The following is a 24,505-nucleotide window of genomic DNA, read 5'->3' as shown; positions in this document are numbered from 1 at the left end:
ATCCGACCATGAAAGCCCGAAAAGACAGTGAAGGAAAGTCTCTTGTGACGGGCTGGGATATCGGCGGCGCGCATCTCAAGATGGCGCGATGTCGAAATGGCGAGATCATCATGGCCAAAACCATGATGACGCCTATGTGGCTCGGCACCGACCGGCTGAAGGAAGCGCTGAAAAACCTGGCCGATCTGCGCACTGAGGGCGGCGGCAACGTCTTCACCATGACGGGTGAACTCTCCGATGCCTTCTCCTCCCGCGATATCGGGGTCGCCACCCTCCTCGACCTCATCGAGAAGGCGTTCGGCACCGACGGAACGCTGATCTATGCCGGGCGCTCCGGGCTCGTCGACCTGACTGTCGCCCGACAACTCGGCGGCGATATCGCCTCGGCCAATTGGCACGCAACGGCGTCATTAAGTGCGAAGCTTGTCGGCAACGGCCTGTTTGTCGATATGGGTTCGACCACGACCGATATTCTTGCCCTCAGGGATGGCACCGTCATACACCAAGGCTATTCCGATGCCGAACGCCTGCTGACCGGTGAGCTCGTCTACACCGGTTTTGCGCGCAGCGCCCTGATAGGCATCGCCGCGCTCATTCCGGTGCGCGGCCGTATGACGCCGCTGATGAATGAATATTTTGCCAATACCGCCGATCTCGGCCGCATTCTCGGGACGCTCGACGAGGCTGACGATCAGTATCAGGCGGCGGATCATGGAGCCAAGACTATGGCCGGTTCGATCGAGCGCCTGGCGCGCATGGTCGGCCGCGACAGCGGCGATCTGAGAGAAGAGGAATGGATCGACATCGCCCGCTGGTTCGCAGAACACCAGTTGCGCATGATCCACGACGGCGCGTTCCGGGTGGCGACGCAACTTTCGTCAGATGCAACGGCGCCGGTGATCGGCGCCGGTATCGGCCGGCCGCAGATCAAGCGCCTCGCCGAGCGCCTCGAACGGCCCTATGTGGATTTCGGCTCGCTCATTCCGGCAAGCGATGAGGCGAGAGACGACGCCAGCAAGGCCGCTCCAGCGGCAGCCGTTGCGCTGCTCGGGCTGGACAATTTTGCATGATCTTCTCCGAAAAGCCTGCACCTTTACGGGATCATGCTTCCCCTGCCGTCATTCTCGGGCTTGTCCCGAGAATCTGCCATAAGGAAAAAGAAAAGCAATTACCGTTCTGATAGCGCAGCAGATTCTCGGGACAAGCCCGAGAATGACGGCTAGGTGGGAAGCTGTTTCAAGCTAGTCCTGACAGATTCTAGTCGCAGCGGTGATCCTCAACGCGCTGCATCAACCAGGACCACGCAAGACGCTCATCCGGCCCGGCCGTCTTTTCCATGGCGATGCCGAGATAGGCCAGTTCCGCATCGATTTTCTCCGGCGGCAGCATGTGCAGGCGGCTTACGAGTATGGCGAGTTCCAGCACAGCCGCCTTGGCACGGTTCAGCCCGGTGAAAGGCGCATGCATGGCCTCGGACACGATCCGGCAGAAAAAGCGCGGCCGCACGCCGTCATCGGCCACCGAAACCACCTTGAGGACGGAATGGCTCAGCGCCGCTTTGAGGCGCGGGACGGGACAAGCCTCGACCGGCACCACCGGCCAATCCTTCCGCCCGGTCAGGCACCCGGCGAAGACGAGCATATCGTCGGTATAATTGGCGACGGCATAGGGAACCGCCATCAGATTCTCCAATGTCTTCGAGGGGCGAAACGGCGCGATGACCCAGCCATCCCCCTCCTCGATGATCCCGAGCGGCGCGATATGCACGAGGCCATCGGCATCGACGGTCGTCACGATGGTTTCCCTGATAGTGGTCACGGCACATCCTTTTTCGCGCGTAGCGTATGCCCCGCCTTGGCAAGCCGCATCCGGTCCTCCTCCGCCGGCGGAGCCGCCACACCCCAGGGGAGCGGCTCGTCCTGAATATAGCGTTTCCCCAGTTTCCAGGCGAGTTCGGCCTTGGTCAGTTCGGCACCGAGATAGAAGGCATGCGCGCCGTCATTCTCGACATTGAGCCCGGGAAAGAGTTCGAACGCATCCTGCGCCACCCGGTGCCCATCCCGGTTGAAGATATGGATGCCGTCATCAGTCGTCATGATGCGGAAATTGGCATCCCGCACCGCCCTTGCAAGAGCATCTATATCCTCATTGCTGTTCGGGTAGGGCTTGCGGTCGTGGATCTGCAGCAGCCCCGCATCATAGCCGCGCGGCAGCGCATGATCCCGCTTCGCCGCAAACATGATGCGCCGCGCCCTGTCATGCTCTTCGACGGTACGCACCGTATGCGGGCTGACATGCACCACCAGCACATTGCGGATCATCAGTTCGGAGCAGAGGCCAGCGAGCACGGCGGTGATCCCCGATGTGTCGGCATCCGTCAGTTCGGTCAGATTGCCGGTGCCCATCATCATCTCGACATCCGGCCAGCGGCGGCGCGCTTCGATGAAGCGGCCGAGCGAATGGGCAAAGCCGAAATGGATGGGATCGAGCACCGGATCGGCGATGAAGGAAATCCCCGCGGCGCTCGCCGCGTCGATAGCGCGGCCGAGCGAATCGAGATCGCCCGGAACCGCCGGGATCAGGATCGGTATGGCGCCGTACTCGAAGGCAAGGCCGATCGTCTCCTCATGCAGGCTCAGAAGATAATCCGCGCCGGCTTTGGCACCGGCTTCAAGCTCCTCGACATTGGCGGAATCGACGCTCACCGCCAGACCACGCGCCTTCAACGCGCGCACTGCCTCCGCCAGATGCGGAAACGGCGTTTCCGGCAGGCAGCCGAGATCGATCACATCGGCGCCCGCCGCGGCAAGCACCTGGGCGTGCTCCACGATCGCGTCGATGCTCATGATCGAGGCATCGACGATCTCCGCGAATATCCGCATCTCATGCTGCGACAGATCGACGGGCTTTCCTTCCCGGCCGAGATAGGCGGGCAGATCCGCCAACTCGTCCGGCCCGCGCACGAACGGAACGCCGAAAACGGCGCTCAACCGTTCGAGATCGCCCCGGTAGCGGCCGGGAAGCACGACCCGGTCGGCGATGACGGGCTGTTTCAACCGGCGGACGATAATCTCCTCCGTCATCAAAGCCGCGACTTTCACACCGATATCGACGATTTCATGGGAAAAGGACGTCTGCCCCAGATCGGCGAGAACCCGCTCGAGCCGCGCGCGGGCAAGATGCCCCGTCAGGAACAGCAGCCGCTCAGCCATCGCCCGCTATTTCCTTTTGCCGCCGCGCGATCACAGCTTTCAATTCCGAAAGCGATTCCACCACTTCGGTCCGCTCGAATTCTTTCAGCCGTGCCGTATTCTCCAGATCGATGGGCCTGGGATAAACCTTCACCATTCCGCCGGGCGCCATGGTTTCGAGTTCCGGCGCGGTGTCGCAGGCAAAAACGATGGATGGGACCAGGCATTTCCCCGCCTGGGCATAAACATTGGTGGCAAGGCTGTCGGAGATGCCGACCACGCATTTCGCCACCGTGTTGGATGTGGCAGGCGCAATGACCACGGTGTGATAGATGCCATGATAGAAGCCGCCGACCGGCACGGCGCTGGCGGTCTTGTCGTGCAGCACGCGCATGCTATCGGGAAAATCGAGCTTCAACTTGTACATGCGCAACACTTCATTGGCCGCTTTCGAGACGAATATGTCACAATGCCCGAGCGTGCGGATCAGTTCGAAGCTTTCGACAAAAAAATGACCCGAGCCGGTCAGAACCCACGCCCAGCGCGGCGTCTGCAATTTCGTCATCGCCCGAATATCTCCTCATCGGCCATTTCCCCCTCATCGGCTATTTTGTTGCGCATGATCACCCCCGGAATATCCGCCAGAGGCAAATCCCCGGCGACGCTGCCGAGCGTCTGCGGCCCTGCGAGATGCAGCGCGATATCATGCCCCAGCATGTCGGGCAGCAGCGGATCGACAATGCCTGATCTGACTAGACCCGAGAGGCTGATATGTTGCAGAAAGATATTGGTCTGCTTGATTAAAAGCAGCCGCTTCGCACCCCATTGCCCGCAGAACCATGCGGCAAGCGAATCCGAAGTGACCTCCCAGGAGCGGGGAATGTCCTGCGCATCCCATGTCATCTGCGAGGGCAGCCAGACGGGAATGTCACCTGCATCCAACGTCTGCCTGATGGCCTGCAGCGAACGGCACGGACGCAGCCGTTCATGACGCTCGGCGATCACCAGGCCGAATTGGTCCATCGCCAGGATAGCCATGTCATGGGCGACATCATCCGAATAGGCCAGAGGCTTTTGCAGGGCGCGCACCTCATCAGCGAAAGGTCCGCCACCCGGCACGACGACCAGCGGAAACCGCGCCGTTGCAAGAACCTCGATCCATTGCTGCAATTCATCATGTCCCGCCGTGCTGCCTCCCAGTTTCACGACCACCGCATTCACAGGGCTCATGAATGACCGCCTTTTCTGCCTCCATGGGCGTGTGTCGCTCCAGCATTCACAGAAGAACTGCGCGGCTTGGATGCGCTTTGCGCCTCACGCTTGCGCTCGATCTCGACCCCGACGCCGCCCGGCCCGAGCTCGAGCTTTTCCGCACGCACCACGACCCGCGTGACGCGGGGGTGTTCCAGAACGAAGGCCGCCACCTGCTCCGCCAATGTTTCGGCCAGTTCGATATGCCCGCGCGCGACGATGCTCCTGATCCCGTCCATGATCAGATCATAGGAAACGACGTGGCGCATATCCTCCGGATTGAGCGTCACGCGCAGCACGTCGGCGGTCACGTCGAAACGCACCTTCTGCGCCTTGCCATGCTCGAAACTATAGGTGCCGATCTGGACCGGCAGGACGAAATCGCGGACGAAGATCTTGTCGGTGCCCAGCTTGGAATCTTCGGGGCTGGGAAAATAGCCCCTCGCCGCCAGCAATTGGTAATCGACGCGCGAGACCCCGGTTTCCGGCGGCTGCTCCTCGGGGATGAGCGCCCTGATCCTGGCCGTCGCCGCCTGGTCGATTCCGGCATTTCGCTTCTGGCTTTCACATAAAGCCCCGCGGAAGCCGAGAAAATCTGGCATGAAGACCAGCAGCCTCGGAATATCCGGCGCCTCCAGCGACCCTGCGACACCTACCACCAGATGCTGGTCATGCGCTGATCTGATGAAATTGCCGATCCGGTCGGGGCTTAAATGATCGAGCAGCCGCCCGCCCGATTTGTCTGCCGTATCGATCATGATGCCATGGAAACCGGCTGCGGCAAAGGCCGACGGCAGATCGTCCGGATAGGCATGATCGGCAAACAGGACGGCGATCAATTTCTTGTGTTGTGCGAGATCTTTCAGCGCCTCGATGCAATCGGTCAGGCGGCCCGACGGGAAAAATCCGACCTTCACATATTCAACGCCGGTGGCTGCGATCTCCCCGGCTTGCCGCAAAACGATCTCCGGTTCCATCGGAAGATCGCCGCAGGCCGCACTCACCGGGCGCGCACCCGCAACGAAATCAACCACTTCTCTGATCGTTTCAGGCGTCACCGCTCCCAGCGCCCCATTGTCAGGGTCTTTCAGGTCGATGATATCGGCCCCGCTCTTCAAAGCGATTTCCGCTTCTTTCAGGTCCTGAACGCTTGCCAGCATTTTAGTCATGAGCAGCCCCCCGGGCGGCCATGGAAGATATCCCTCCACCTGGAAAAATCAGTTTATCACTTGAGATTACGGCAAGGTCGTTTAAAAACATTATGGGCACCTACTACGATCTGAATGCGACTGTCACCACCCCGTGGCGGCAAGTCCGAATGGTATGGTCATGAAGAGTATGGTGCCAAACACTCCCACGTTTTTATTCGGCTTTTTTTTGCTCTGCGTCAACGCGTCGGGAGTTCAGGCGCAGCAATCTTCGACAGAAAAACCCGAAAAGCCCACCCTCGATATCCAGATCGGCTATCTGCGGGCCTATGAGCCGCAACTGGCCCTGTCGGTGCTCGATGTGCCGCCGCGCGACGAAGGCGTCGCCGGCGCGAATGTCGCCATCAACGACAACAATACGACGGGAAAATTCCTCGGCCAGACCTTCACGCTCGATGTCACCGAGACGAAATTCGACGCCGATGTCGTGCCGGCATTCAAGGAAATGCTTGCGCGCGGCGACCGCTTTATCCTGACCGACATATCCGCCAGTCAGTTGATGTCGATCGCCGATCTCGCGCGCGATAATGGCGCCCTGCTCTTCAATGTCGGCGCCACGGACGACAGCCTTCGCGAGGAGAATTGCCGCTCCAATATCTTCCATACAGCGCCGACCCGCACCATGCTTGCCGATGGGCTGGCCCAATATCTGGTCTGGAAGCAATGGCGCAAATGGGTGTTGCTCTATGGCTCGCATGAGCCCGACCAACTCTATGCCGATGCGATCCGCCGTGCCGCCACGCGCTTCGGCGCGACCATCGTCGAGGAGCGTCTGTACGAGGATCGCGGCTCCGCGCGGCGCACCGATACCGGCGTCATCCAGGTGCAAAAGCAGATGCCGGTCTTCACCCAAAACCTGCCGGAACATGACGTGGTCATCGTCGCAGACGAAAGCGAAGTCTTCGGCAGCTATGTTCCCTATCGCACCTGGACGCCGCGCCCGGTCGCAGGCACCGCCGGCCTCATTGCGTCGAGCTGGCATCCGGCAAGCGAGCAGTGGGGCGGATCGCAGATCCAGAGCCGCTTCCTCAAGGCAACCAAGCGCCGGATGCTTTCCAAGGACATGCAGGCCTGGACGGCCGTGCGGATCCTCGGCGAGGCGGCAACCCACATCGATGAAAACGATCCTGCGAAAATCGAGGCTTTCATCAAGGAAGACGATTTCTCGATCGCGGCTTTCAAGGGCCAGAAAGTCACCTTCCGCAACTGGAACTGGCAATTGCGCCAGCCGATCCTGCTTGCAGACGGTCGCGGCGTCGTCTCCACCTCACCGCAGGAGGGCTTTCTGCATCAATACAGCGAGCTCGATACGCTGGGCATAGACAGGCCGGAGAGCAAATGTAAGTTGAATTGAATGGGAGGACGATAATGCGAAGTCACATGAGTATGCTCGCAGTGACGGCGGCACTGCAATTTTCTGCACAATCTGCATGGGCAAATATGGTCTATGTCTCCAACGAGAAGGACAACACGGTCACGATCGTTGATTCCGCGACGATGGAGGTAGTCAAGACCATCGATGTCGGTCAACGGCCGCGCGGCATCACCGTCTCCCACGACGGAAAATTCCTTTATGTCTGCGCCAGCGATGACGACACGGTCGAAATCATCGACACGGCGACCCACGAAATCATCGGCTCTTTGCCGTCGGGTCCCGATCCCGAGCTGTTCGTCCTGTCGCCTGACGGCAAGACGCTCTACGTCGCCAATGAGGACGATAATCTCGTCACCGCCATCGACGTCGAAAAGAAGAGCATGATCGCGGAGATCCCCGTGGGCGTCGAGCCGGAGGGCATGGGCATCAGCCCCGATGGCAAGACCATGGTCAACACCTCAGAGACGACCAACATGGCGCATTTCATCGACACCTCGACGCATGAGATCACCGACAATGTGCTGGTGGATGCACGTCCACGCTTCGCCGAATTCAAGCCGGATGGGTCGGAAGTCTGGGTTTCGGCCGAGATCGGTGGAACCGTCTCGGTCATCGATAATCAGACGCGCGAAGTGAAACACAAGATCACCTTCGAAATCCAGGGATTACGGTCGGAGGCGATCCAGCCCGTCGGCGTGCGCATCTCGGCCGACGGCAAGAAAGCCTATGTCGCGCTCGGGCCCGCAAATCGCGTTGCCGTGGTGAATGCCGAGACCTACGAGGTCGAGAAATATGTTCTCGTTGGCCAAAGGGTCTGGCAGCTCGCCTTCACGCCTGATGGAAAATTCATCATCAGCACCAATGGCTTGTCGAATGATGTTACCTTTATCGATACGGAGGCCGATGAACCGGTCAAATCCGTAACGGTCGGGGCGCTGCCCTGGGGTGTCGCTGTGGCACCGAACTGATTCTACTCAAGCAACAACTGGGAGGACTCCATGTCAAAATACAGCATTCTCGCTTTTGCCACCCTGCTCGGCGTCGTGATCGCTTCGCCCGCCGCCTTCGCACAGGCCGACGATGACGATGATGATGACGCGCCGGAAGCCGCTCAGACGCAGGAGCAGCCCAAGATCACCCTCGCCAGCAAGAATGTTCCCGAACTGATCCTCGGATCGAAGGACGATAATTTCGCCGTCAACCAGAAGGATTTTGAACTGGTCGCGGGCCAGGGCTATCGCTGGAAGATCACCTCCGCCGCCGGTCTGGAGTACAAGTTCGTCACCGATCTTTTCCGCAATGTCTGGATGAACCAGATCGTCATCAACGATCTTGAAGTCCACATGAACGGCGCGCCGGCATGGCTGGAATTCGATGCCGAAGGCACGATCAACGTTCAGTTCACCGCCGTCAGGCACGGCGAATACACATGGTCGGTTCCGGACCTGGCCGACAAGGGGATGAAGGGCAAGATCGTCATCAAATAGAGTTTGAAACGCTTGCAGAACAACGCCCCTTACCCTGCCGTCATTCTCGGGCTTGTCCCGAGAATCTGCCATAAGGAAAAAGAAAAGCAATTGCCGTCCTGATAGCGCAGCAGATTCTCGGGACAAGCCCGAGAATGACGGCTAGGGGGAGGCTTTTTCAAGTTAAAGCATTTCGCAGTCAAATGACTTCATTTGACGCCCGCGACAATGCGTAAAACAAAGAGTTAGAGCGAGAGCAATGGTTACGATTGAATGCGGCACGCTCTAGGTCTGACAAGTGCTCGCCGCCGCGAGACACTGCGAAACGGGCGGATAGCGGCTTACGCTATCGCCGGGAGGCAACCCCGATGAACATCAATGCCGGACGGAATATAGAGACGCGGCACGAGACGCCGCCGATCCCGGCGCTGGAACTGATGTCGGTCGGTCATGCCTATGGCGCGCGAAAGGCGCTCGACGCGGTATCCTTCACCATCGCGCCGGGCCGCTTTGCCGTGCTGCTTGGGCTGAACGGAGCGGGAAAGACGACGCTGTTTTCGCTCATCAGCCACCTGTTTGCGACACGCAGCGGGCAAATTCGCGTTTTCGGCCACGATATCAGCCGCAAACCGGGCGATGCCTTGCGCCGTCTCGGCATCGTCTTTCAGGCGCGCACGCTCGATCTCGACCTGACCGTGCGGCAAAACCTCTCCTATCATGCTTCTCTTCATGGTATCGGCCGGCGCGAAACCCGCCGGCGGATCGAGACCCTGATGGAATCGATCGATATGGGCGACCGCCTGAACGACAAGGCGCGCAGCCTGTCGGGCGGGCAGATGCGGCGCGTCGAGATCATCCGCGCCTTGCTTCACCGCCCCTCGCTTCTGCTACTCGATGAGGCAACCGTCGGCCTCGACGTCAAATCACGCGCCACCATCCTGGCCGATATCCGCGAGCTCGTACGCAAGGACGGCATCAGTGTGCTGTGGGCGACGCATCTGATCGATGAGGTCAGCGACGCCGATCAGGTGATCATTCTCCACAAGGGCAGGCTCATGGCCGATGGCCGCGTGGAAGATGTGGTCGCCGCGACGGGCGCCAGGACGATCAATGACGCCTTCGCCCGCCTGACCGGCTCGCAACCACCGTCCCCGCCTCCGGTGCAGGAGGAACAGCCATGACCGATATGGCTCAACCCGTTCCAGATGCAACAATGGCGGAGCGCACCGGCTTCGGTCTCCCCCATTACCTGATCTGCCTGAAGGGCATTCTGGTCCGCGAGGGCCTGCGCTATCTCAATCAGCGCGAACGCTTCATCTCATCGCTGGTGCGCCCCCTGCTCTGGCTCTTCATATTCGCCGCAGGATTCAGGCAGGTGCTGGGCGTTTCCATCATTCCGCCCTACCAGACCTATGTGCTCTACGAGGTCTATATCACGCCCGGCCTGTGCGGCATGATCCTTCTCTTCAGCGGCATGCAGTCGTCGCTCTCCATGGTCTATGACCGGGAGACGGGCAACATGCGCACGCTCCTCGTCAGCCCGTTTCCGCGCTGGTTCCTGCTGGTATCGAAACTCCTGGCCGGCGTCGCGGTTTCACTGATCCAGGTCTATGTGTTTCTCGCCATCGCCTGGTTCTGGGACGTCAAGGCGCCGCTCATCGGCTATTTCATGATCCTGCCGGCGCTGTTTCTCGCCGGGCTCATGCTGGGCGCTTTAGGCATGTTCCTTTCATCGCTGATCAAGCAGCTCGAAAATTTCGCCGGAATCATGAATTTCGTGATTTTCCCGATGTATTTCGCCTCTTCCGCCCTCTACCCCCTCTGGCGCGTTCAGGAGGCAAGTCCGCTGCTCTACAAGATCTGCCTGCTCAATCCATTCACCTATGCGGTCGAACTTGTCCGCTTTGCCTTTTACGGCCAGATCGAATGGACCTCGCTCGCTGTCGTCGCGGCGTTCACGCTGGTTTTCCTCGGCGGCGCCATCCTTGCCTATGACCCATCAAGAGGTCTCATCATCCGCAAACAGGATACGGGAGGAAATAGTTGAGACGTTCAAGCCTTTTACTTCGCGGGTTCACCGCCCTGCTGCTCGCTGCCGCATCGCCGGCGCCGGTTTTCGCCGCCGCCAATACCGACCCCGATTGGCCCTGCATCCAGCGCAAGGTTCCGCAGCTTTCCATCGCACAGGTATGGACGGGGCCGGAGCTGCCGGAAAATGCTGCGAAATGGGCCGATGATCCCGCGATATCCCAGTTGGCCACGGAAATGGCGGCGCGGCGCAATTCGATCGAGGACGCGCAGAAGATGCTGGCGAGCTATGTCGCCGGTCTTCCCAGGGAGGAGGTCAATGGCAAGCTGATGCAGGTTTTCCAGGGCGTCTTCGACAAGCTCAATTGGGAGCGCCAACAGGTCATCTCGGGGATTTCACGCTATGCGGCCAAGCAGCGCGACATGGCGGCCGATCTTCGTAAGGCAGCGCAGGAAGCCGATGCGCTCAGGGCAAAGCCCGATGCCGACCAGGCGGAACTCGCCAAACGCAACGATCGCCTGACCTGGGAGACGCGGATTTTCGAAGAGCGGGCGCAATCGCTGACCTATATCTGCGAGGTGCCGACGATCATCGAACAGCGGCTCTACAAGCTCGCAAACACCATCAGCCAGTCGATGATCAAGGAGTAGAGGCGTTCATTTTCACACCGAAGCGATGGCTCTCGTTACGTCGGTATAGCAACGCTATTTCGCCGTAGCGGCTACGGCATCGTTGAGGCCTGGATTCCTGTGACAAGCACAGGAATGACGGGAGTTTGGCTGTTGGTGTCAATCCTCGACGGTTTCGTCTGCAGAACGGTACATTTCCGCCTGCAGAACGATATGTAGGCAAAAGTGATCCAACCTCTCCGTCATTCCTGTGCCCGGGCCTGTGCTTGTCACAGTTGCCATGCCTCGTCCTCTCCGCCACAACAACGGCACAGAATTCAGGTAGGCTCCACGACTTTCCCGATCCGCCGATACTGAAACCCGGCATCACCGGGCACGTTGCTCATCCTCGCCGCTTCATCGATCAGCGCGCCCATGCGCGCATGCAGGGGCGATTTGATGCAGGCCGGATCGGTCGCCGCGGCATCGCCGGCAATGGCCATCGCCTGGCAGCGGCAGCCGCCCCAGTCGATCTCCTGCCGCTCGCAACTCCGGCATGGCTCCGCCATCCAGTCCGTTCCCCGGAACGCATTGAAAGCCGGAGAATCGCGCCAGATATCGCCAAGGCTCCAATCGCCGAACTGCTCGAAATGCAGGGATTTGATGGTGTGTGCGGCGTGGCAGGGCAAAACCGTTCCGTCCGGCGCCACCATGAATGCATCACGCGCCCAGCCGCCCATGCAGGGCTTCGGGTAGATCGCGAAATAATCGGGCGTCACGAAATCGATCGTCATGATGCCGCGCAGCCGCTCCTGCGCCTCTTCGACGATCTGCACCTGGGCGGCGACGGATTCCCTGTCCGGCATCAGCGTATCGCGATTGACGAGCGCCCAGCCGGCATATTGCACATTGGCGATCTCCAGCCTTTCAGCGCCGAGCGACAGCGCCATTTCGATGAAATCCGGCACCTCATGCATGTTGTGGCGATGGATCGGCGCATTGATCGTCAGAGGCAGGCCCGCTTCACGCACACGCCTTGCCGTTTCGACCTTCTTTTCATGCGCGCCGCGATGATTGCCGATCTTCTCGGTCGTCTGGGGATGCGCGCCCTGGAAACTGAGCTGGACATGGTCCAGCCCCGCCGCTGCGAACGCCTCGATCCGCCCTTCCGCTATGCCGACGCCCGCCGTGATCAGATTGGTGTAGACACCGCGTCCAGCCAGGCAAGCGATGATTTCGGCCAGATCGTTGCGCAGCGTCGGCTCGCCGCCTGAGAGATGCACCTGCAGGACGCCGAGATCCGCTGCCTCTTCGAAAAGCGCAAGCCAGCCTTGCGTTCCCATTTCCCGGTTGGCTTTCAAAAGCTCGACCGGATTGGAGCAATAGGCGCATTGCAGCGGACAGCGATGCGTCAGCTCCGCCAGCATGGCGATGGGTGGTAGAATGGCTTCGGTCATAGCGTCACCAGAAATTTGTCCGACCATTCCTGCAGGAATGCCGTGACGTCATCGGCTATGTCAGCTTCGTCTGCGCCATATTGATCGGCGAGCGATGCGATCATTTCCGCAACATTGTGCGACCCGTCGCAAAGCCGCAGAATATCGAGGCTGACTTCGTTGGGCCAGAATATCCGCTCCGGCGATAGCAGCGCCCATGCATCGCGCACCGGATCATATTGCAGCCGCGCATGTCGCCGCAGCTTCGGTCTGGACCGCATCGACACTATAGCACGGATGCGGGCGGCTTCCATCACCCCTCCTCCGGATTGAAGGCGCCGGGCGGTATATGGCCCTTCCCGCCATAGGCATAGTCGAGCGCATCGAGCATGGCCCAGAGGACATCGCATTTGAAGACCAGCGCGTCGATCACCGCCTGCTGCTTTTCGGGCGTGGTCGCATGTTCCATGACATAGGCAAGCGCAAAATCCGCGTCGCGCGAGGCTTGACCCGGGCGCGGCTTGAAATAGGCGAGGATGTCTTCCGAGACATAATCATATTTCGCCAGCATCGCCGGCACGCGTTCGCCGATGATGACGGGCGAGAAAAGTTCAGTCAGCGACGATGCCACCGCCTCGAGCGGGCTCCGGTTGGTGCAGAAGGACAGATAAGCGCCAACGGCGAACCGGGTGGCGGGAAGCGCCAGTCGCTCACTTTTGACCATTTCGGCATCGAGGCCGAGGCCCGTTGCCAGCTTCAGCCACCGCGCGATGCCGCCATTCCAGCCGTCGCTGCCGTCATGATCCTCGATGCGCTTGCGCCATTCCGCGCGAAACGCCGGATCTTCCGCCCGCGCCAGGATCATCGAATCCTTGCGCGGAATGACCGATTGGTAGCAGTAGCGGTTCAACGCCCAGGCCTGCATCTGCGTCCTGGTCAGCGCACCGCTCACCATCTGATGATGGAACGGATGAAGATTGTGATAGCGCGCCGCGCCGATTTCCCGCAGCACCATCTCCAGTTGCGACGGCGACAATCCATCCCTTGCGGCGCTGGCGAATTCTTTCAAAGCCGGATCTCCATTCCGTCAAAAGCGACGTCCCATCCCGCCGCCCTGACCGCGGCATGTTCGGCGGAGGCGTCGTCCAAAATGGGATTGGTATTGTTGATATGCACATAGATGCGCCGTCCGATGGGCAGATCGCCGAGCATCGTCATCGATCCCGCTTCGCCCGCGATTGCGAGATGCCCCATGCGGGCGCCGGTCTTGGCGCCGACGCCGGCCCGTATCATCTCGTCATCGTGATAGACCGTGCCGTCGAAGAGCAGGCAGGCGGCGCCCGCGATCCGCTCCTTCAGCCGCTGATCGATACGCGCGCAGCCCGGAATATAAAATGCCGTCTCGGCGGTGCTCGCCGCCCCGATCCGCACGCCTATGGTGTCGCCCTCCTCGGTGCCGAAACCATCCGCCGCCCTCGCCTCGTCTTCCAGGAAAAGCGCCACCTTGCCCGGAACCGCGAACGTTTCCACAGCAAGCCCGGTCGGTTTTCCCCCGGCATCCAGAATATCGGTGCGCTCGCCCAAGGGGAGCCTGCGCCGCTGAACGACCGAGCGGTCGAGCACGTTGAAAATCGAATTGGCGTCGAGCACCTCCAGAACCCGGTCCGTCGCATAGATCGCGAACGGCTCCCGCTCACGCAGGCTGAGGAGCCCGGCGATGTGATCGACATCGGCATTCGTCAGCACGACAGCCCGGATCGGCGTCGCGCGCAATGGCCCCTCGGGCCGCGGCTGCAACTCAAGCGTCGCAGCGATCTGCTGGCGTATGTCAGGAGATGCGTTGAACAGCACCCAACCTGCTCCATTGGCCGCTCCCTCGGCCGTTCCGTCGGCGCTGGCGGCGAGGCTCGATTGCGTTCGCGGCTGAAAGCCCGGTTGCCCGTCTCTCACCGCCCGGCTCAGGCGGTAATTGCAGTTCCACTGGGGAAAGCCGCCACCCGCCGCGGAGCCGATGATCTTCAAATGCATTAAACGTATATTCCCACCCTGCCAGCGACGAGATATCTCGAACCGCCCCTACAGCGCCATGCATCCTCCAGGACGCTAAACAAGGACGCCGTAGATTATTGAACATGCGCACCAAACCTTCCGAAAACCGCAACGGGTTTTCGAGCCGATACGCTGGCACCAATTCGATCAACGGAAATATCTGCTCCGCGCAAATATTACGCGGAGCAGATCGACCATTTTACTTCTTGGCCTTCAGTTCTGCGGAAAGATAACGTGACATTTCCATTCCCGCAGCGACCTGACACATGGTCGGCTTGGTCCATGTCTTCTTCATTCTCTTCTCCTTCTCAATAAAGATCAGTTACCTGATCTCCCATATCATACGCTATTTGCGTACGATTCAGAACCCTGGAGCATCCTTTGCGCGTTCACTCGAACGCGGCGCGCTCCAAGGGCACGTTCTTTTCCGTCGGCTGCCCTGCAGCCACCCAGCCATCCGTGCCCAGCGGATACCAGAGAACCGCGCGATATCCCCACTCCACCGCCCTTTTGGCGGCATTCCAGGACATCCAGCAATTTTCCTGGCAATAAAATAGCACCAGACTATCCTTGTCATCACCCAGCCGGGATTTCAGTCCATTGCGAAAATAAACTTCGGTTTCCTTGTTGAGTACACCGTAGCCCACATTTGCCAGCCAGATACTTCCAGGTATATCTTGCCTTACCTTTTCCTTCCAAATCGTTCCCGCCGGAAGATTTTTCGGCTTTGGGTCATGCGGCAGAACATCGACGAACAAGGCCTTCTTGTTCTTCCACAGCGCGATGGCCTCCTCGGTTGGGATGACCCTGGCGCCTTCCAGCGTCGCTGGCACGGCCGCGCGATAATTCTCGGTCCTGTAACCTACGGGCTCCGGAACGGTTTCGGCAAAAGCCTGCGCCATGGTCCAGAAGACCAGCGATGAAACGATTGCTGAAAACCACCGGCGTACCGGCATCTGCCTCTTCTCCGTCCCGTTCGCCGCCAGCGCGGCCTTTATTGCGTGATCAGCTTGTCCTGTTCGTCCATCAGGGGAACATGATAGTCGAGCAGTATCTTGTTGATTTCCTCCTGGTTTTCCCGGATCACCTTGTTCAACGTCCGCTTCCACTCCTGGTCGGAGGGGCGCACTCCCATGGTGATGCGAAAGGCCATCCGCCCGGTCTTTTCCCTGACCAGCGGAATGATGGCGAGATCGGGTGATATCTCATGCGCGTAATATCCGGCCATAGGCCCCCAAAGAATGGCGACATCGATCACGCCGCTCTGAAGCTCCTTCAGCATGAGTTCGGCCATGGAGGGTGCAAGCCTGGTGTCGACCATCAGCGGATAGGGCCGGACATTGCGCATGTAGCCGGCAGCCGCCAGATTGCTGGCAGGCGGCGTGCCCGCGACGATACCGATTTTCTTTGTCGCCAGTCGTGGATCCACTGTCGTATCGATACCGTCGAGGCCGTTTCCTTTCTTGTAGATCAGGACATAGGTCGAACGGTAATAGGCGTTGGTATTCTGGACCAGTTCGTCGCCCTGCGCGTACCCCATGATGATATCGCAGCGATTGGACCGCAGCGTGTTGCGCACGAAGCCGGTCGCCATCGGATACCAGGTGTAGGATACGGATTTGCGCCCCGTTTTGGCGGCCACCAATTCCGCCAGTCTGTTCTCGAAACCTTTGCCGCTCTCGTCGGAAAACGGCATATCAGACGGATCGGCGCAGACGCGCAGGACATCCGGATCGACCAGCTCACCGGCAGCGCCGAGCCCGGCGCCCTGTGCAAAGCCGGGGGATGGAACTGCCGTCGCGGCCATGAGCAGCGCGGCCGCCAGTCTCATCCATATGCTTTTGCCTTTTGTCATGTCACCCATCCATGCAGGAGGATTCGTGTTCTCTCGCCGCCTCGGGCTTATCCTCCTTTTTTGCCGGACGGCCGCGCGGCAGACCGCCGACGGCGCGCGCCCTCAGATAGACGTAGATATCGTCCATGTAGCAATAGACGTTCTTGTTGTCGCCGAATGCCGGCATGACGCTTTCCTTGCCGGCGCTGAGGTTCTTTCGGCCTTCCGCGACGGTTGAAAGGAAATCGCCATAGCTCATCGTCTTTAGCGAATCGGCAAGCGCAGGCGCGAACGAAGACCCCGCCCCATCGGCGCCATGGCAGACATGGCATTCCGAATTGAAACGGCGATAGCCGCTATAGGTGTACCAATCCACGGTCCCGTCTTCCCCGATGTTGAAAGTGGGCGTTCCGTCCTTGTCGTAATATTTGCCGTCTTCATTGGTGACAGCGGCAGCTGTTTCCTTGTCGTCGGCATGGGAATTGACTGCACCTGCCAGCACGCCAAAGACGATGGCGACGCAAAGTTGTTTCATTCGAACGGGCATTCATGACCTCGTATTCCAAACTCGAAACAACATGCACCCCATGCTGCTCCCGCGGTGGCTCTGTTCATGTTCATGGAGTGGATGGCAAAGGAACCCGGCCCTTGGTCGGACGGTATGGTCCGACCGACCGGGCTCCCTTATCAAAGCCTGCACACGCAAGGCTCTCAACCTTCCGATGGTTCCCTTATTGATCGGGAACCGTGAAGACGGTCAGCTGACCACCAAGTGCGGTATAGTCGGAAAGAGCGGCATAGCCGCCGACCGCACCAAGACCTTCCGTGCCCTTGGTCAGACCGGCCGCGAGACCGATACCCGCCCAACCGCCGACCCCCGACAGAATGGCCACATATTGCTTGCCGTCATGTTCATAGGTCGTGACATTACCGATAATACCGGATGGCGTCTTGAACTTGTAAAGTTCGTTGCCGTCATTATCGACTGCCTTCAGATAGCCTTCCAGCGTTCCGTAGAACACGATATCGCCGTCCGTGGCGAGCGCACCGGACCAGACGGAGAACTGCTCCGGCTTGGACCAGACGATCTCACCCTTGGCCGCATCCCAGGCAATGAAATTGCCCATGCCGCCATGGCTGTCCGGAGCGGGATACATGGACAATGTCGCACCGACATAGGGCTGCCCCGCCGTATAGCTGACCCGGTACGGCTCGTAATCCATGCAGACATGGTTTGTCGGAACATAGAAGAGCTTGGTCTTTGGCGAATAGGCTGCCGGCTGCTGGTCTTTCGTGCCGAGCGCCGCCGGGCAGATGCCCGTCGTATTCACGTCTTCACCGTTCGTGCCCGTCGAGTACTTATCGACGACCTGAGGCCGGCCATACTGATCGCTGTCCTTGTCCATGACGACTTCCGTCGCCCAGTTGACCGCCGGATCAAATTTCTTGGCGACCAGAAGCTCGCCCGTGTCGCGATCCAGCGTATAGGCGAAGCCGTTGCGGTCGAAATGCACGAGCACATCGCGCGGCTGGCCCTCGATTTCGATGCCGTCAGCCAGGATCATCTCGTTGACGCCGTCATAATCCCACTCGTCGTGCGGGGTCATCTGATAAAGCCATTTGGCCATGCCCGTATCGGCATCGCGGGCCATGATGGTCATGGACCAGCGATTGTCGCCCGGCCGCTGGCTCGGGTTCCATGTCGACGGATTGCCCGTGCCATAATAGATGAGATTCAGCTTCGGATCGTAGGAATACCAGCCCCACGTCGTTCCGCCGCCGATCTTCCACTGGTCGCCTTCCCAGGTTTTGGTGGCCGAATCGGCGCCGACCGGCTTGCCGAGATGCGTGGTCTTCTCCGGATCGATCAGCATCTCCGAATCGGGACCCATGGAATAAGCACGCCAGGCCTGCTTGCCATCCGCGATGTTGTAGGCGGTCAGATGGCCCCGGACGCCGAACTCGCCGCCGGATATGCCGACAATGACCTTGTCCTTGACGACCATCGGCGCCGACGTTCCGGATTCACCCGTGCTGCCATCCACCGTGCTGCCGTTCTTCACCGACCAGGCCACCTCACCCGTTTTCGCATCGAGCGCAACCAGCGTCGTGTCGGCCTGATAGAGGAAGATCTTGCCGTCACCATAGGCGACGCCGCGATTGACCGTATCGCAGCACATGATCGGAATGACGTTGGAATCCTGTTTCGGTTCGTATTTCCAGAGGATCTTGCCGTCATTGTTCAGATCGAGAGCATAGACCGTGTTCGGAAACGGAGCATGCACATACATGACGTCGCCAATGATCAGCGGCCCCCCTTCATGTCCGCGCAGAACGCCGGTAGAGAATGTCCAGGCGACCTGAAGATCCTTGACGTTATCCTTGTTGATCTTGTTCAGTTTCGAATAGCGGGTATTGGCGTAATCGCCCGTAGGCATCACCCAGTTTTTCGAATCCGAAGCAAGACTTTGCAAATCGTCACTGGCTACGGCGCCTGCCGCCAAAGAAAGCGACAATGCTGTCGTAGCCAATGCAATTGTTATGCAATTCTTATGTACACGCATTTTTGAAATCCTCCCTTAGATCATCTCGATGAACTCCAGACGGAGATGCTTTCTCAAGCGTCCCGATCCATCAGCTCACGCAAATGGGAAGTATTTCCGGCAGCGTGTCACGACCTAAGCCAGGCGCGCGGAGGGCACCGTTACCACCCACCCCGCTTGGCCTACGAAGACTGTCACCACTCCCTTGACGGCAACGTCCTTGAAGCCGGAAACAATTGAACGATAGGAGATCGTAATGCTTTGTGCAAGCATGTTTATCAATTAATATTTGCTGCATTGCGCCATCGTTATTGCATTGCAACATTCAACACCCCCAGTGGATTATCTTGAATTCCATCATCATATTTGACGATGCGTCTATTTTCGGCACGACACTTTCTTGCCATGGCATATTTCTGCTATATAACTGAAAAACTATATTTGGAGAGGGTGCGCTGACAGGGAGATCGTGAACATGGCAAAATTTATGAGGATCGCTTTAGCCGCCACAGCATCACTGGCGTTCTGTGCAACTGCGAAAGCCGCGTCGAATTATCCAACGACTGTGCTGGCGGAATACGTCTATGGCTGCATGAAAGCCAATGGCGAAAACCGCGATATGCTTCAGCGTTGCTCCTGTTCGATCGACGTGATCGCCGATATTATTTCCTATGATCGGTATGTCACCGCGGAGACTTTCAAGCAGATGGGGCTTGTTCCCGGAGAAAAAGGTGTTCTCTTTCGCCAAAGCGCACCGGCAAAGGCGGCCACCACGGATCTGAAGCAGGCCCAGGCCGAAGCCGATATTCGCTGCTTCTAGTGGATTGGCTCCGACGCTTCGCTCCCGCGAAACGTCGGCCCAACCACTAGATAACCTTTTGTTTGTGTTTGTTTCTTTTACACATTTGCGTCCAATTCCATCGGACTCAAATGTTAGAAACAAACCACTAGAGATTTTCACTTTCGGGCGGATATGATGTCTCTCGTTACGCCAGCACGAAACCTGTATTTTTCACCGTAGCGGCCGCGACACCGCTGAGGCAGCGATACAGAACGACTCAAAACGCAATCAGAATCGTCAGCGGCCTAAAGCGCGGATGGTTCGAGCGGCCATTCGTTCTCGAATTTCATCCCGTCCGTGTCCGTCGCCTCGACTTTGATATCCTCACCGGGTTTCGAATTGAATTCGAACCGGAAGTTCGGATCCTCCGAGATCGAGATGCCGCCTTCCATCGTCATGATCGGGCGGTTGCCCTGCGAGATCGTCAGGCCCTGGATGAAATGGGCGGGAATATAATAGCGGGTGAGCTGGTCCATCTGCAGCCCGGAATTGTTGGGATGGCGGATCATCAGCTGCATCTCGGTCGCCCGGTTCATCGCCTCGGCACCGGGCACTTTATTCCCGGGCGCTTTCGGCGGAAATACCCGCAACTTCATCTTGCCGAGCGAGGCCATCGCTTCGTCCTGGTTCTTCATGGCCGGCGCGGAACAGCCGCCCGAAGCCTTGACGAAGGTCTGCGTCATATGGAGCTTGCCGTCTTCTGTCTCGGCGATCGCGCGCACATAGGAATAGGCGTTGACGCGCAACCGCGTCGCCAGATGCGTCACGCCTGCATCCGGCCCGAATTTGAACACGGCCGCCACCGGAGATGGATTTTCATCGACGATCAACGTAACGGCCTTGATCCTGCCTGCGGCGCCATCGGTCTTGAAACGGAGATCGACGGGCACGATTGCCGCATCTTCAGCACGTTTCGGCGCCTCGATCGCAATGATCCCGTCCGCGGCCTCGATAGGCTTGTCGCCAAAAACATCGCTCCGCAAGTCGCTCCACACGGCGCTTTCGGGAACGCTGGTTTGCTGCGCGTGAAGCGGCAATATCGGGAAAGCGCCAAGCAGGGCCGTCAACAAGACCACACTGATGCGATCGCGCCTGCCGCGCGCTCGATGCGGTTGAGCATTCATCTATGCCTCCACCAGTCTATTGGCGGTGCCCGGCCGATATGATCATACCACCGTCCACGATGATCTAGCAAATTAAACCGCGGCGGCCGCTACTCCCACTCGAGCTCCGCATAGGCGGCGGTGGCGTTGCGGACATTATATTGGTCAAAGAGCTGCCAGTTGCCGCGCTCGCTTTGCCCCGCGGTCTTGACGGCATCGGCAAGCGGAACGCCGGCAGCGATCGCCTGGCGGATATCGCGCACCAGCGTCTCGAAATAACGGCGTTCCGGCTCGAGCCCCTCCGGCCATTCGGCCGGGACCGGGCCATGGCCGGGAACAGCGAGCTTTGCGTCGATAGCCCGCAACGGCTCAAGCTGCTCGATCCAGCCGGTGATCGATCCGTCCATGGTCGGCAAATGACGGATGAAGCAGAGATCACCGGTGAAAAGAACCTGCGTCGTCTCATCGAAAACCGTCAGATCATTATCCGTATGGGCCGGTTTCCACGCCTTCAGCGTGATGATCCTGCCGCCCAGATCGAGATTTTCCTCGTCCGTGATCAGCTTTGTCGGCGGAACGATCCTTATCTCCCGCATCAGCGCCTCGCCCATGCTTTCGCGATAGCTCGCGAGATAGAACTCTCCACGGCTCGCCAATGCTCTCGGCAGATTGTGATGCCCGACGATGACGGCATCAGTGGCCCCGAACGCGGCATTGCCGAAGCAATGGTCGGGATGCATATGCGTGTTGATGAGATAACGGATCGGCTTGTCGGTGACGGCGCGAATGGCGGCGATCAGCGCCCTTCCCTCCACGACGCTCCCGCCGCTGTCGATGACCGCGACCGCGTCTTCGCCGATCACGAAACCCACATTGCAGATCTCGCCCCGATTGGCTTTTGTCATCAAGGCATCGGTGCCGGCAAAGGCGAATACGCCCTCCGCCACCTGCTTGACCGGCAAGCCCTCTCCCTCGGCAAACGCCGGCCACGAGCCCATCGGCAAAAGCCCGGCGGTCGCCAAGGCCATGCCTTGTTTCAAAATAGCGCGCCGCGACGCTGTCCGAGCCATGGCCTAAATCCGATCCGGGAATTTTCGGTTGAACGAGCGCAGAAGGTCGAGTTTCACCTGATCGTTACGGTACTGGCGCGGCAGCTTGATATCGAATGTCCCGATCACATGGGCGGGGCGGTCGGAGAGAACGACGATCCTGTCGGAGAGCATGATCGCTTCGCGCAGATTATGCGTCACCATCAGCGCGGTCGTCGGACGCTCCGACCAGACCGCCAGCAATAAATGCCGCAATTGCTGTGCGGTGGGCTCGTCCAGCGAAACAAAGGGTTCGTCGAGAAGCAGGATATCGGGGTCGATCGCGATCGCCCGCGCTATGGCCACCCGGCGGGCGAGCCCCAGCGACAATTCCCCGGGATAGAAATCGCGCATGTCCTTCAGGCCGAGATTTTTGAAGAGTCTGCCCAGATCGCGGTCGCGCAAGCTGTGCGGCAAGGCCAGCCGGACATTCTGCTCGACACTGCGCCACGGCAGGAGCAGCGGCTCCTGGAACACCGCGCCGATCCGCGGCTGGCCCTGCCCCGGAAGCTGTACCGATCCCTGATAATCCGTATCGAGCTCGAGCAGGATGCGCAGCGTCGTGGTCTTGCCGCAGCCGGACGGCCCGAGAATACAGGCGAACTCGTTCTGCTCCACTTCGAAATGAAGATCGCGCAGCACATCGAGAGAGCCGCCATTCGACGCCTCGAAGGACTTCCCGGCAATATCGACCTTAAGCCGCGCGGCGGCGCCAGCGTGTGGATGCATGTTCAAGGGGCTGTACCACGATATATTCGATAAGCAGCATCACCGCGACGAAAGCCAGCGTATAGGCAAGGATCGCCGCGACATCGAAGAGTTGGAAGAACAGATTGATCTGGAAACCGACGCCGTTCGACCGACCGAGCAGTTCGACGACGAGGACGATCTTCCAGATCAGCGAAATGCCGGAGCGCGAGGCGGCGGCGAAATAGGGCTGCAATTGCGGCAGCACGACATGCCGCAGCCGGTCGAGAGGACCGAAGCGATAAACCGTAGCCATTTCCGAATAGCGCGGATCGATCGCCCGCGCGCCTTCGCGCATGGTGACGATCACATTGGGGATCTTGTTGACCGCGACCGCACCGATGGCCGCCGCCTCGTTGAGGCCGAACCAGACATAGGCGAGGACGATGACGACGAGAGCGGGAATATTCAGGAAAAGCGTCACCCAGGGATTGAAGAACTGATCGGCCCGCCGCTTGCTTCCCAGAAAAATGCCGATGGCCGAGCCGATGATCATCGCCAGGAAAAACGAGGCTGCGACGCGCCAAAGCGTGATGCCGAGATGATAGGGCAGATCACCACTGGCGGTCTCCGTGAGAAACGTCTGGAAAACGCTCAAAGGCGTTGGAAAGGAGCGGCTCGGCCACAGGCTGGCTGAGATATGCCAGGCGATCACCAGGGCGGCGAAGGACAGCACGGTGGTGATGGCAGGCGTCAATCTGCGGCGGTAGTCCGTTGCCCCGGCTGAGATCTTGCCTGACGAAAGTGAGTTTTCGGACACTCCAGAACTCATTGTCATTCGGACGCCCTCCAGAATGTTCCTGGCGCCAATGTTTCAGCCGGGCCGACGAGCCGCGCGCCGCCGAGCTTGGCCAGAACCGCGTAGAGCCTTGCCGCGTCGGCCTCCTCTTCGTCGATGCTGCGGCTTGGAATGCCCTCGCGATAGCGATCCCTGAGGACGCTCAATGCACGCCCCTCGGCCCTGATGACGGGCGCAAGCCTCAGCCATTCCTCGTCGGAGCGTTTCAGCAAAGCCTTGGCTTCGCCGCTCGCCTTGAGAAAGCCTTCTATCGCCCGTGGATGGCTTTGCGCCCATTTCTCATGGAAGATATAGCCGATGGCCGATACGTCTCCCGCGGTGCCGAGCGCCTTTGCAGCTTCATTGGCGCTGACCAGCCGGCGAAAGCCATCGGCCTCCAGCCGCGCGCAGAAATGCCAGAAATTCAGCACCGCATCGAGTTCGCCCTGCCGCGCCTTTTCGGCGAGCAAGGGCGGCGCGCCATAGACGATATCGTTCGAACCCATGAGGTCGAGCGAGAATTTGTCGCGCGCCAGGCCCTGGATGAAAAGCCAGCTCTTGTCGAGCGGCCCGCCGGCCACGCCGATCTTCCTGCCCTTCAGATCGGCAAGGCTCTTGATCGGCGAATCGCCCGCCACCATCATGGCGCCGACCGATGTCGAATAGGGAACGAAGCTCAGATCCTCGCCGGCGCTGCGCTGGCGTGAAACCCACAGCCAGTCGGAAACGATCACGTCGATATCGCCGGCCATCAGCGCCACATTGGTCGCATCCTCACCGGCAAAGAACCTGACATCGATGCTGACGCCGTTCTCCTCGTCGAATTTATGCGCCTTGATCGTGTCCAGCTCCCAGTTCACGGTGCCGAATTTCAGCACGCCGATCCGCAAATATTCGCCAGCCTGCACCGCAGATGTGAGGAAAACGGCCAGAACGGCAGCGAGCATCAACGTGAACA

At 59.5% G+C, this 24,505-nt stretch carries 26 protein-coding genes; 8 read left to right on the top strand and 18 right to left on the bottom strand.

Going from position 1 to position 24,505, the window contains the following annotated elements:
• The first annotated feature begins 8 nt into the window (after positions 1–8).
• Positions 9–1,070 carry a hydantoinase/oxoprolinase family protein gene (locus tag C5748_RS21545; protein ID WP_105744195.1) on the top strand — a complete coding sequence of 354 codons (1,062 nt, stop codon included), beginning with the start codon at positions 9–11 and terminating at the stop codon, positions 1,068–1,070.
• A gap of 187 nt (positions 1,071–1,257) precedes the next feature.
• On the opposite strand, the gene C5748_RS21540 is transcribed toward C5748_RS21545, so the two are convergent.
• Genes C5748_RS21540 through C5748_RS21520 form a run of 5 tightly spaced genes read right to left on the bottom strand, consistent with a single transcriptional unit; the run spans position 1,258 to position 5,611 of the window.
• Positions 1,258–1,818, bottom strand: a complete 561-nt coding sequence (locus tag C5748_RS21540) for a DUF447 domain-containing protein (RefSeq protein ID WP_105744193.1) — start codon at positions 1,816–1,818, stop codon at positions 1,258–1,260.
• Positions 1,815–3,212, bottom strand: coding sequence for a DUF6513 domain-containing protein (locus tag C5748_RS21535; RefSeq protein WP_105744191.1), 1,398 nt, complete (start codon positions 3,210–3,212; stop codon positions 1,815–1,817). Before C5748_RS21535 ends, C5748_RS21540 begins: the two co-directional genes overlap by 4 nt.
• On the bottom strand, positions 3,205–3,756 hold the full coding sequence (locus C5748_RS21530) for a flavoprotein (RefSeq protein WP_105744189.1): 552 nt from the start codon (positions 3,754–3,756) through the stop codon (positions 3,205–3,207). The genes C5748_RS21535 and C5748_RS21530 overlap by 8 nt, the downstream gene beginning before the upstream one ends.
• Positions 3,753–4,421 carry an amino acid kinase family protein gene (locus C5748_RS21525; RefSeq protein ID WP_105744187.1) on the bottom strand — a complete coding sequence of 223 codons (669 nt, stop codon included), beginning with the start codon at positions 4,419–4,421 and terminating at the stop codon, positions 3,753–3,755. The genes C5748_RS21530 and C5748_RS21525 overlap by 4 nt, the downstream gene beginning before the upstream one ends.
• Positions 4,418–5,611: a (5-formylfuran-3-yl)methyl phosphate synthase gene (locus C5748_RS21520; RefSeq protein WP_105744185.1), complete on the bottom strand. Its 1,194-nt coding sequence runs from the start codon at positions 5,609–5,611 to the stop codon at positions 4,418–4,420. Before C5748_RS21520 ends, C5748_RS21525 begins: the two co-directional genes overlap by 4 nt.
• A 160-nt stretch (positions 5,612–5,771) precedes the next feature.
• Here C5748_RS21520 and C5748_RS21515 point away from each other — a divergent pair, with 160 nt between their 5' ends.
• The 6 genes from C5748_RS21515 (at position 5,772) to C5748_RS21490 (ending at position 11,170) form a co-directional block, all read left to right on the top strand.
• The gene (locus tag C5748_RS21515; protein WP_105744259.1) at positions 5,772–7,004 is read left to right on the top strand and encodes an ABC transporter substrate-binding protein; all 1,233 of its coding nucleotides are present in this window, start codon (positions 5,772–5,774) and stop codon (positions 7,002–7,004) included.
• Positions 7,005–7,030: 26 nt separating this feature from the next.
• Complete coding sequence (locus C5748_RS21510) at positions 7,031–7,993, top strand: YVTN family beta-propeller repeat protein (RefSeq protein ID WP_425350286.1); 963 nt, start codon at positions 7,031–7,033, stop codon at positions 7,991–7,993.
• 30 nt (positions 7,994–8,023) lie between these two features.
• Positions 8,024–8,512: a cupredoxin domain-containing protein gene (locus C5748_RS21505; RefSeq protein WP_105744181.1), complete on the top strand. Its 489-nt coding sequence runs from the start codon at positions 8,024–8,026 to the stop codon at positions 8,510–8,512.
• A gap of 347 nt (positions 8,513–8,859) precedes the next feature.
• Positions 8,860–9,672 carry an ATP-binding cassette domain-containing protein gene (locus C5748_RS21500; protein ID WP_105744179.1) on the top strand — a complete coding sequence of 271 codons (813 nt, stop codon included), beginning with the start codon at positions 8,860–8,862 and terminating at the stop codon, positions 9,670–9,672.
• Positions 9,669–10,538 (top strand): ABC transporter permease, encoded by an 870-nt coding sequence (locus tag C5748_RS21495; RefSeq protein WP_105744177.1) that lies wholly within the window; start codon positions 9,669–9,671, stop codon positions 10,536–10,538. Before C5748_RS21500 ends, C5748_RS21495 begins: the two co-directional genes overlap by 4 nt.
• Positions 10,535–11,170, top strand: a complete 636-nt coding sequence (locus C5748_RS21490) for a hypothetical protein (RefSeq protein ID WP_245581909.1) — start codon at positions 10,535–10,537, stop codon at positions 11,168–11,170. The genes C5748_RS21495 and C5748_RS21490 overlap by 4 nt, the downstream gene beginning before the upstream one ends.
• Before the next feature lie 296 nt (positions 11,171–11,466).
• On the opposite strand, the gene pqqE is transcribed toward C5748_RS21490, so the two are convergent.
• The 8 genes from pqqE to xoxF5 all read right to left on the bottom strand — a co-directional run bounded on the left by pqqE (position 11,467) and on the right by xoxF5 (position 19,011).
• Entirely contained in the window at positions 11,467–12,585 is a 1,119-nt protein-coding gene (gene pqqE, locus C5748_RS21485; RefSeq protein WP_105744175.1) for a pyrroloquinoline quinone biosynthesis protein PqqE, read from the bottom strand.
• On the bottom strand, positions 12,582–12,878 hold the full coding sequence (gene pqqD / locus C5748_RS21480; RefSeq protein WP_105744173.1) for a pyrroloquinoline quinone biosynthesis peptide chaperone PqqD: 297 nt from the start codon (positions 12,876–12,878) through the stop codon (positions 12,582–12,584). The genes pqqE and pqqD overlap by 4 nt, the downstream gene beginning before the upstream one ends.
• The gene (gene pqqC / locus C5748_RS21475) at positions 12,878–13,633 is read right to left on the bottom strand and encodes a pyrroloquinoline-quinone synthase PqqC (protein WP_105744171.1); all 756 of its coding nucleotides are present in this window, start codon (positions 13,631–13,633) and stop codon (positions 12,878–12,880) included. Before pqqC ends, pqqD begins: the two co-directional genes overlap by 1 nt.
• On the bottom strand, positions 13,630–14,592 hold the full coding sequence (gene pqqB / locus C5748_RS21470; protein WP_105744169.1) for a pyrroloquinoline quinone biosynthesis protein PqqB: 963 nt from the start codon (positions 14,590–14,592) through the stop codon (positions 13,630–13,632). The genes pqqC and pqqB overlap by 4 nt, the downstream gene beginning before the upstream one ends.
• A gap of 410 nt (positions 14,593–15,002) precedes the next feature.
• Positions 15,003–15,515 carry a PQQ-dependent catabolism-associated CXXCW motif protein gene (locus C5748_RS21465; RefSeq protein WP_199194866.1) on the bottom strand — a complete coding sequence of 171 codons (513 nt, stop codon included), beginning with the start codon at positions 15,513–15,515 and terminating at the stop codon, positions 15,003–15,005.
• A gap of 92 nt (positions 15,516–15,607) precedes the next feature.
• The gene (locus tag C5748_RS21460) at positions 15,608–16,468 is read right to left on the bottom strand and encodes a substrate-binding domain-containing protein (protein ID WP_105744165.1); all 861 of its coding nucleotides are present in this window, start codon (positions 16,466–16,468) and stop codon (positions 15,608–15,610) included.
• Between the two features lies 1 nt (position 16,469).
• Positions 16,470–16,982 (bottom strand): c-type cytochrome, methanol metabolism-related, encoded by a 513-nt coding sequence (locus C5748_RS21455; protein ID WP_245581908.1) that lies wholly within the window; start codon positions 16,980–16,982, stop codon positions 16,470–16,472.
• Between the two features lie 196 nt (positions 16,983–17,178).
• Complete coding sequence (gene xoxF5, locus C5748_RS21450; protein ID WP_105744161.1) at positions 17,179–19,011, bottom strand: lanthanide-dependent methanol dehydrogenase XoxF5; 1,833 nt, start codon at positions 19,009–19,011, stop codon at positions 17,179–17,181.
• Between the two features lie 454 nt (positions 19,012–19,465).
• Here xoxF5 and C5748_RS21445 point away from each other — a divergent pair, with 454 nt between their 5' ends.
• Positions 19,466–19,810, top strand: a complete 345-nt coding sequence (locus tag C5748_RS21445) for a hypothetical protein (RefSeq protein ID WP_199194868.1) — start codon at positions 19,466–19,468, stop codon at positions 19,808–19,810.
• Between the two features lie 266 nt (positions 19,811–20,076).
• Here C5748_RS21445 and C5748_RS21440 read toward each other — a convergent pair whose 3' ends face one another.
• The 5 genes from C5748_RS21440 to C5748_RS21420 all read right to left on the bottom strand — a co-directional run bounded on the left by C5748_RS21440 (position 20,077) and on the right by C5748_RS21420 (position 24,494).
• Positions 20,077–20,955 (bottom strand): quinoprotein dehydrogenase-associated SoxYZ-like carrier, encoded by an 879-nt coding sequence (locus C5748_RS21440; RefSeq protein WP_105744157.1) that lies wholly within the window; start codon positions 20,953–20,955, stop codon positions 20,077–20,079.
• 89 nt (positions 20,956–21,044) lie between these two features.
• Positions 21,045–22,004, bottom strand: a complete 960-nt coding sequence (locus tag C5748_RS21435) for a quinoprotein relay system zinc metallohydrolase 2 (protein ID WP_105744155.1) — start codon at positions 22,002–22,004, stop codon at positions 21,045–21,047.
• Positions 22,005–22,007: 3 nt separating this feature from the next.
• Complete coding sequence (locus C5748_RS21430) at positions 22,008–22,751, bottom strand: ABC transporter ATP-binding protein (RefSeq protein ID WP_105744153.1); 744 nt, start codon at positions 22,749–22,751, stop codon at positions 22,008–22,010.
• Positions 22,717–23,547 (bottom strand): ABC transporter permease, encoded by an 831-nt coding sequence (locus C5748_RS21425; protein WP_245581907.1) that lies wholly within the window; start codon positions 23,545–23,547, stop codon positions 22,717–22,719. Before C5748_RS21425 ends, C5748_RS21430 begins: the two co-directional genes overlap by 35 nt.
• A complete protein-coding gene (locus C5748_RS21420) occupies positions 23,544–24,494 on the bottom strand; it encodes an ABC transporter substrate-binding protein (protein WP_105744254.1) in 951 nt (316 codons plus the stop codon). The genes C5748_RS21425 and C5748_RS21420 overlap by 4 nt, the downstream gene beginning before the upstream one ends.
• Between the last annotated feature and the right edge of the window lie 11 nt (positions 24,495–24,505).

Origin of the sequence: Phyllobacterium phragmitis, assembly GCF_002980495.1 — a bacterium.
Classification (GTDB): domain Bacteria; phylum Pseudomonadota; class Alphaproteobacteria; order Rhizobiales; family Rhizobiaceae; genus Paramesorhizobium; species Paramesorhizobium phragmitis.
Note: the sequence above shows the minus strand (reverse complement) of the source record. Positions and strands in the feature narration are given on the sequence as shown.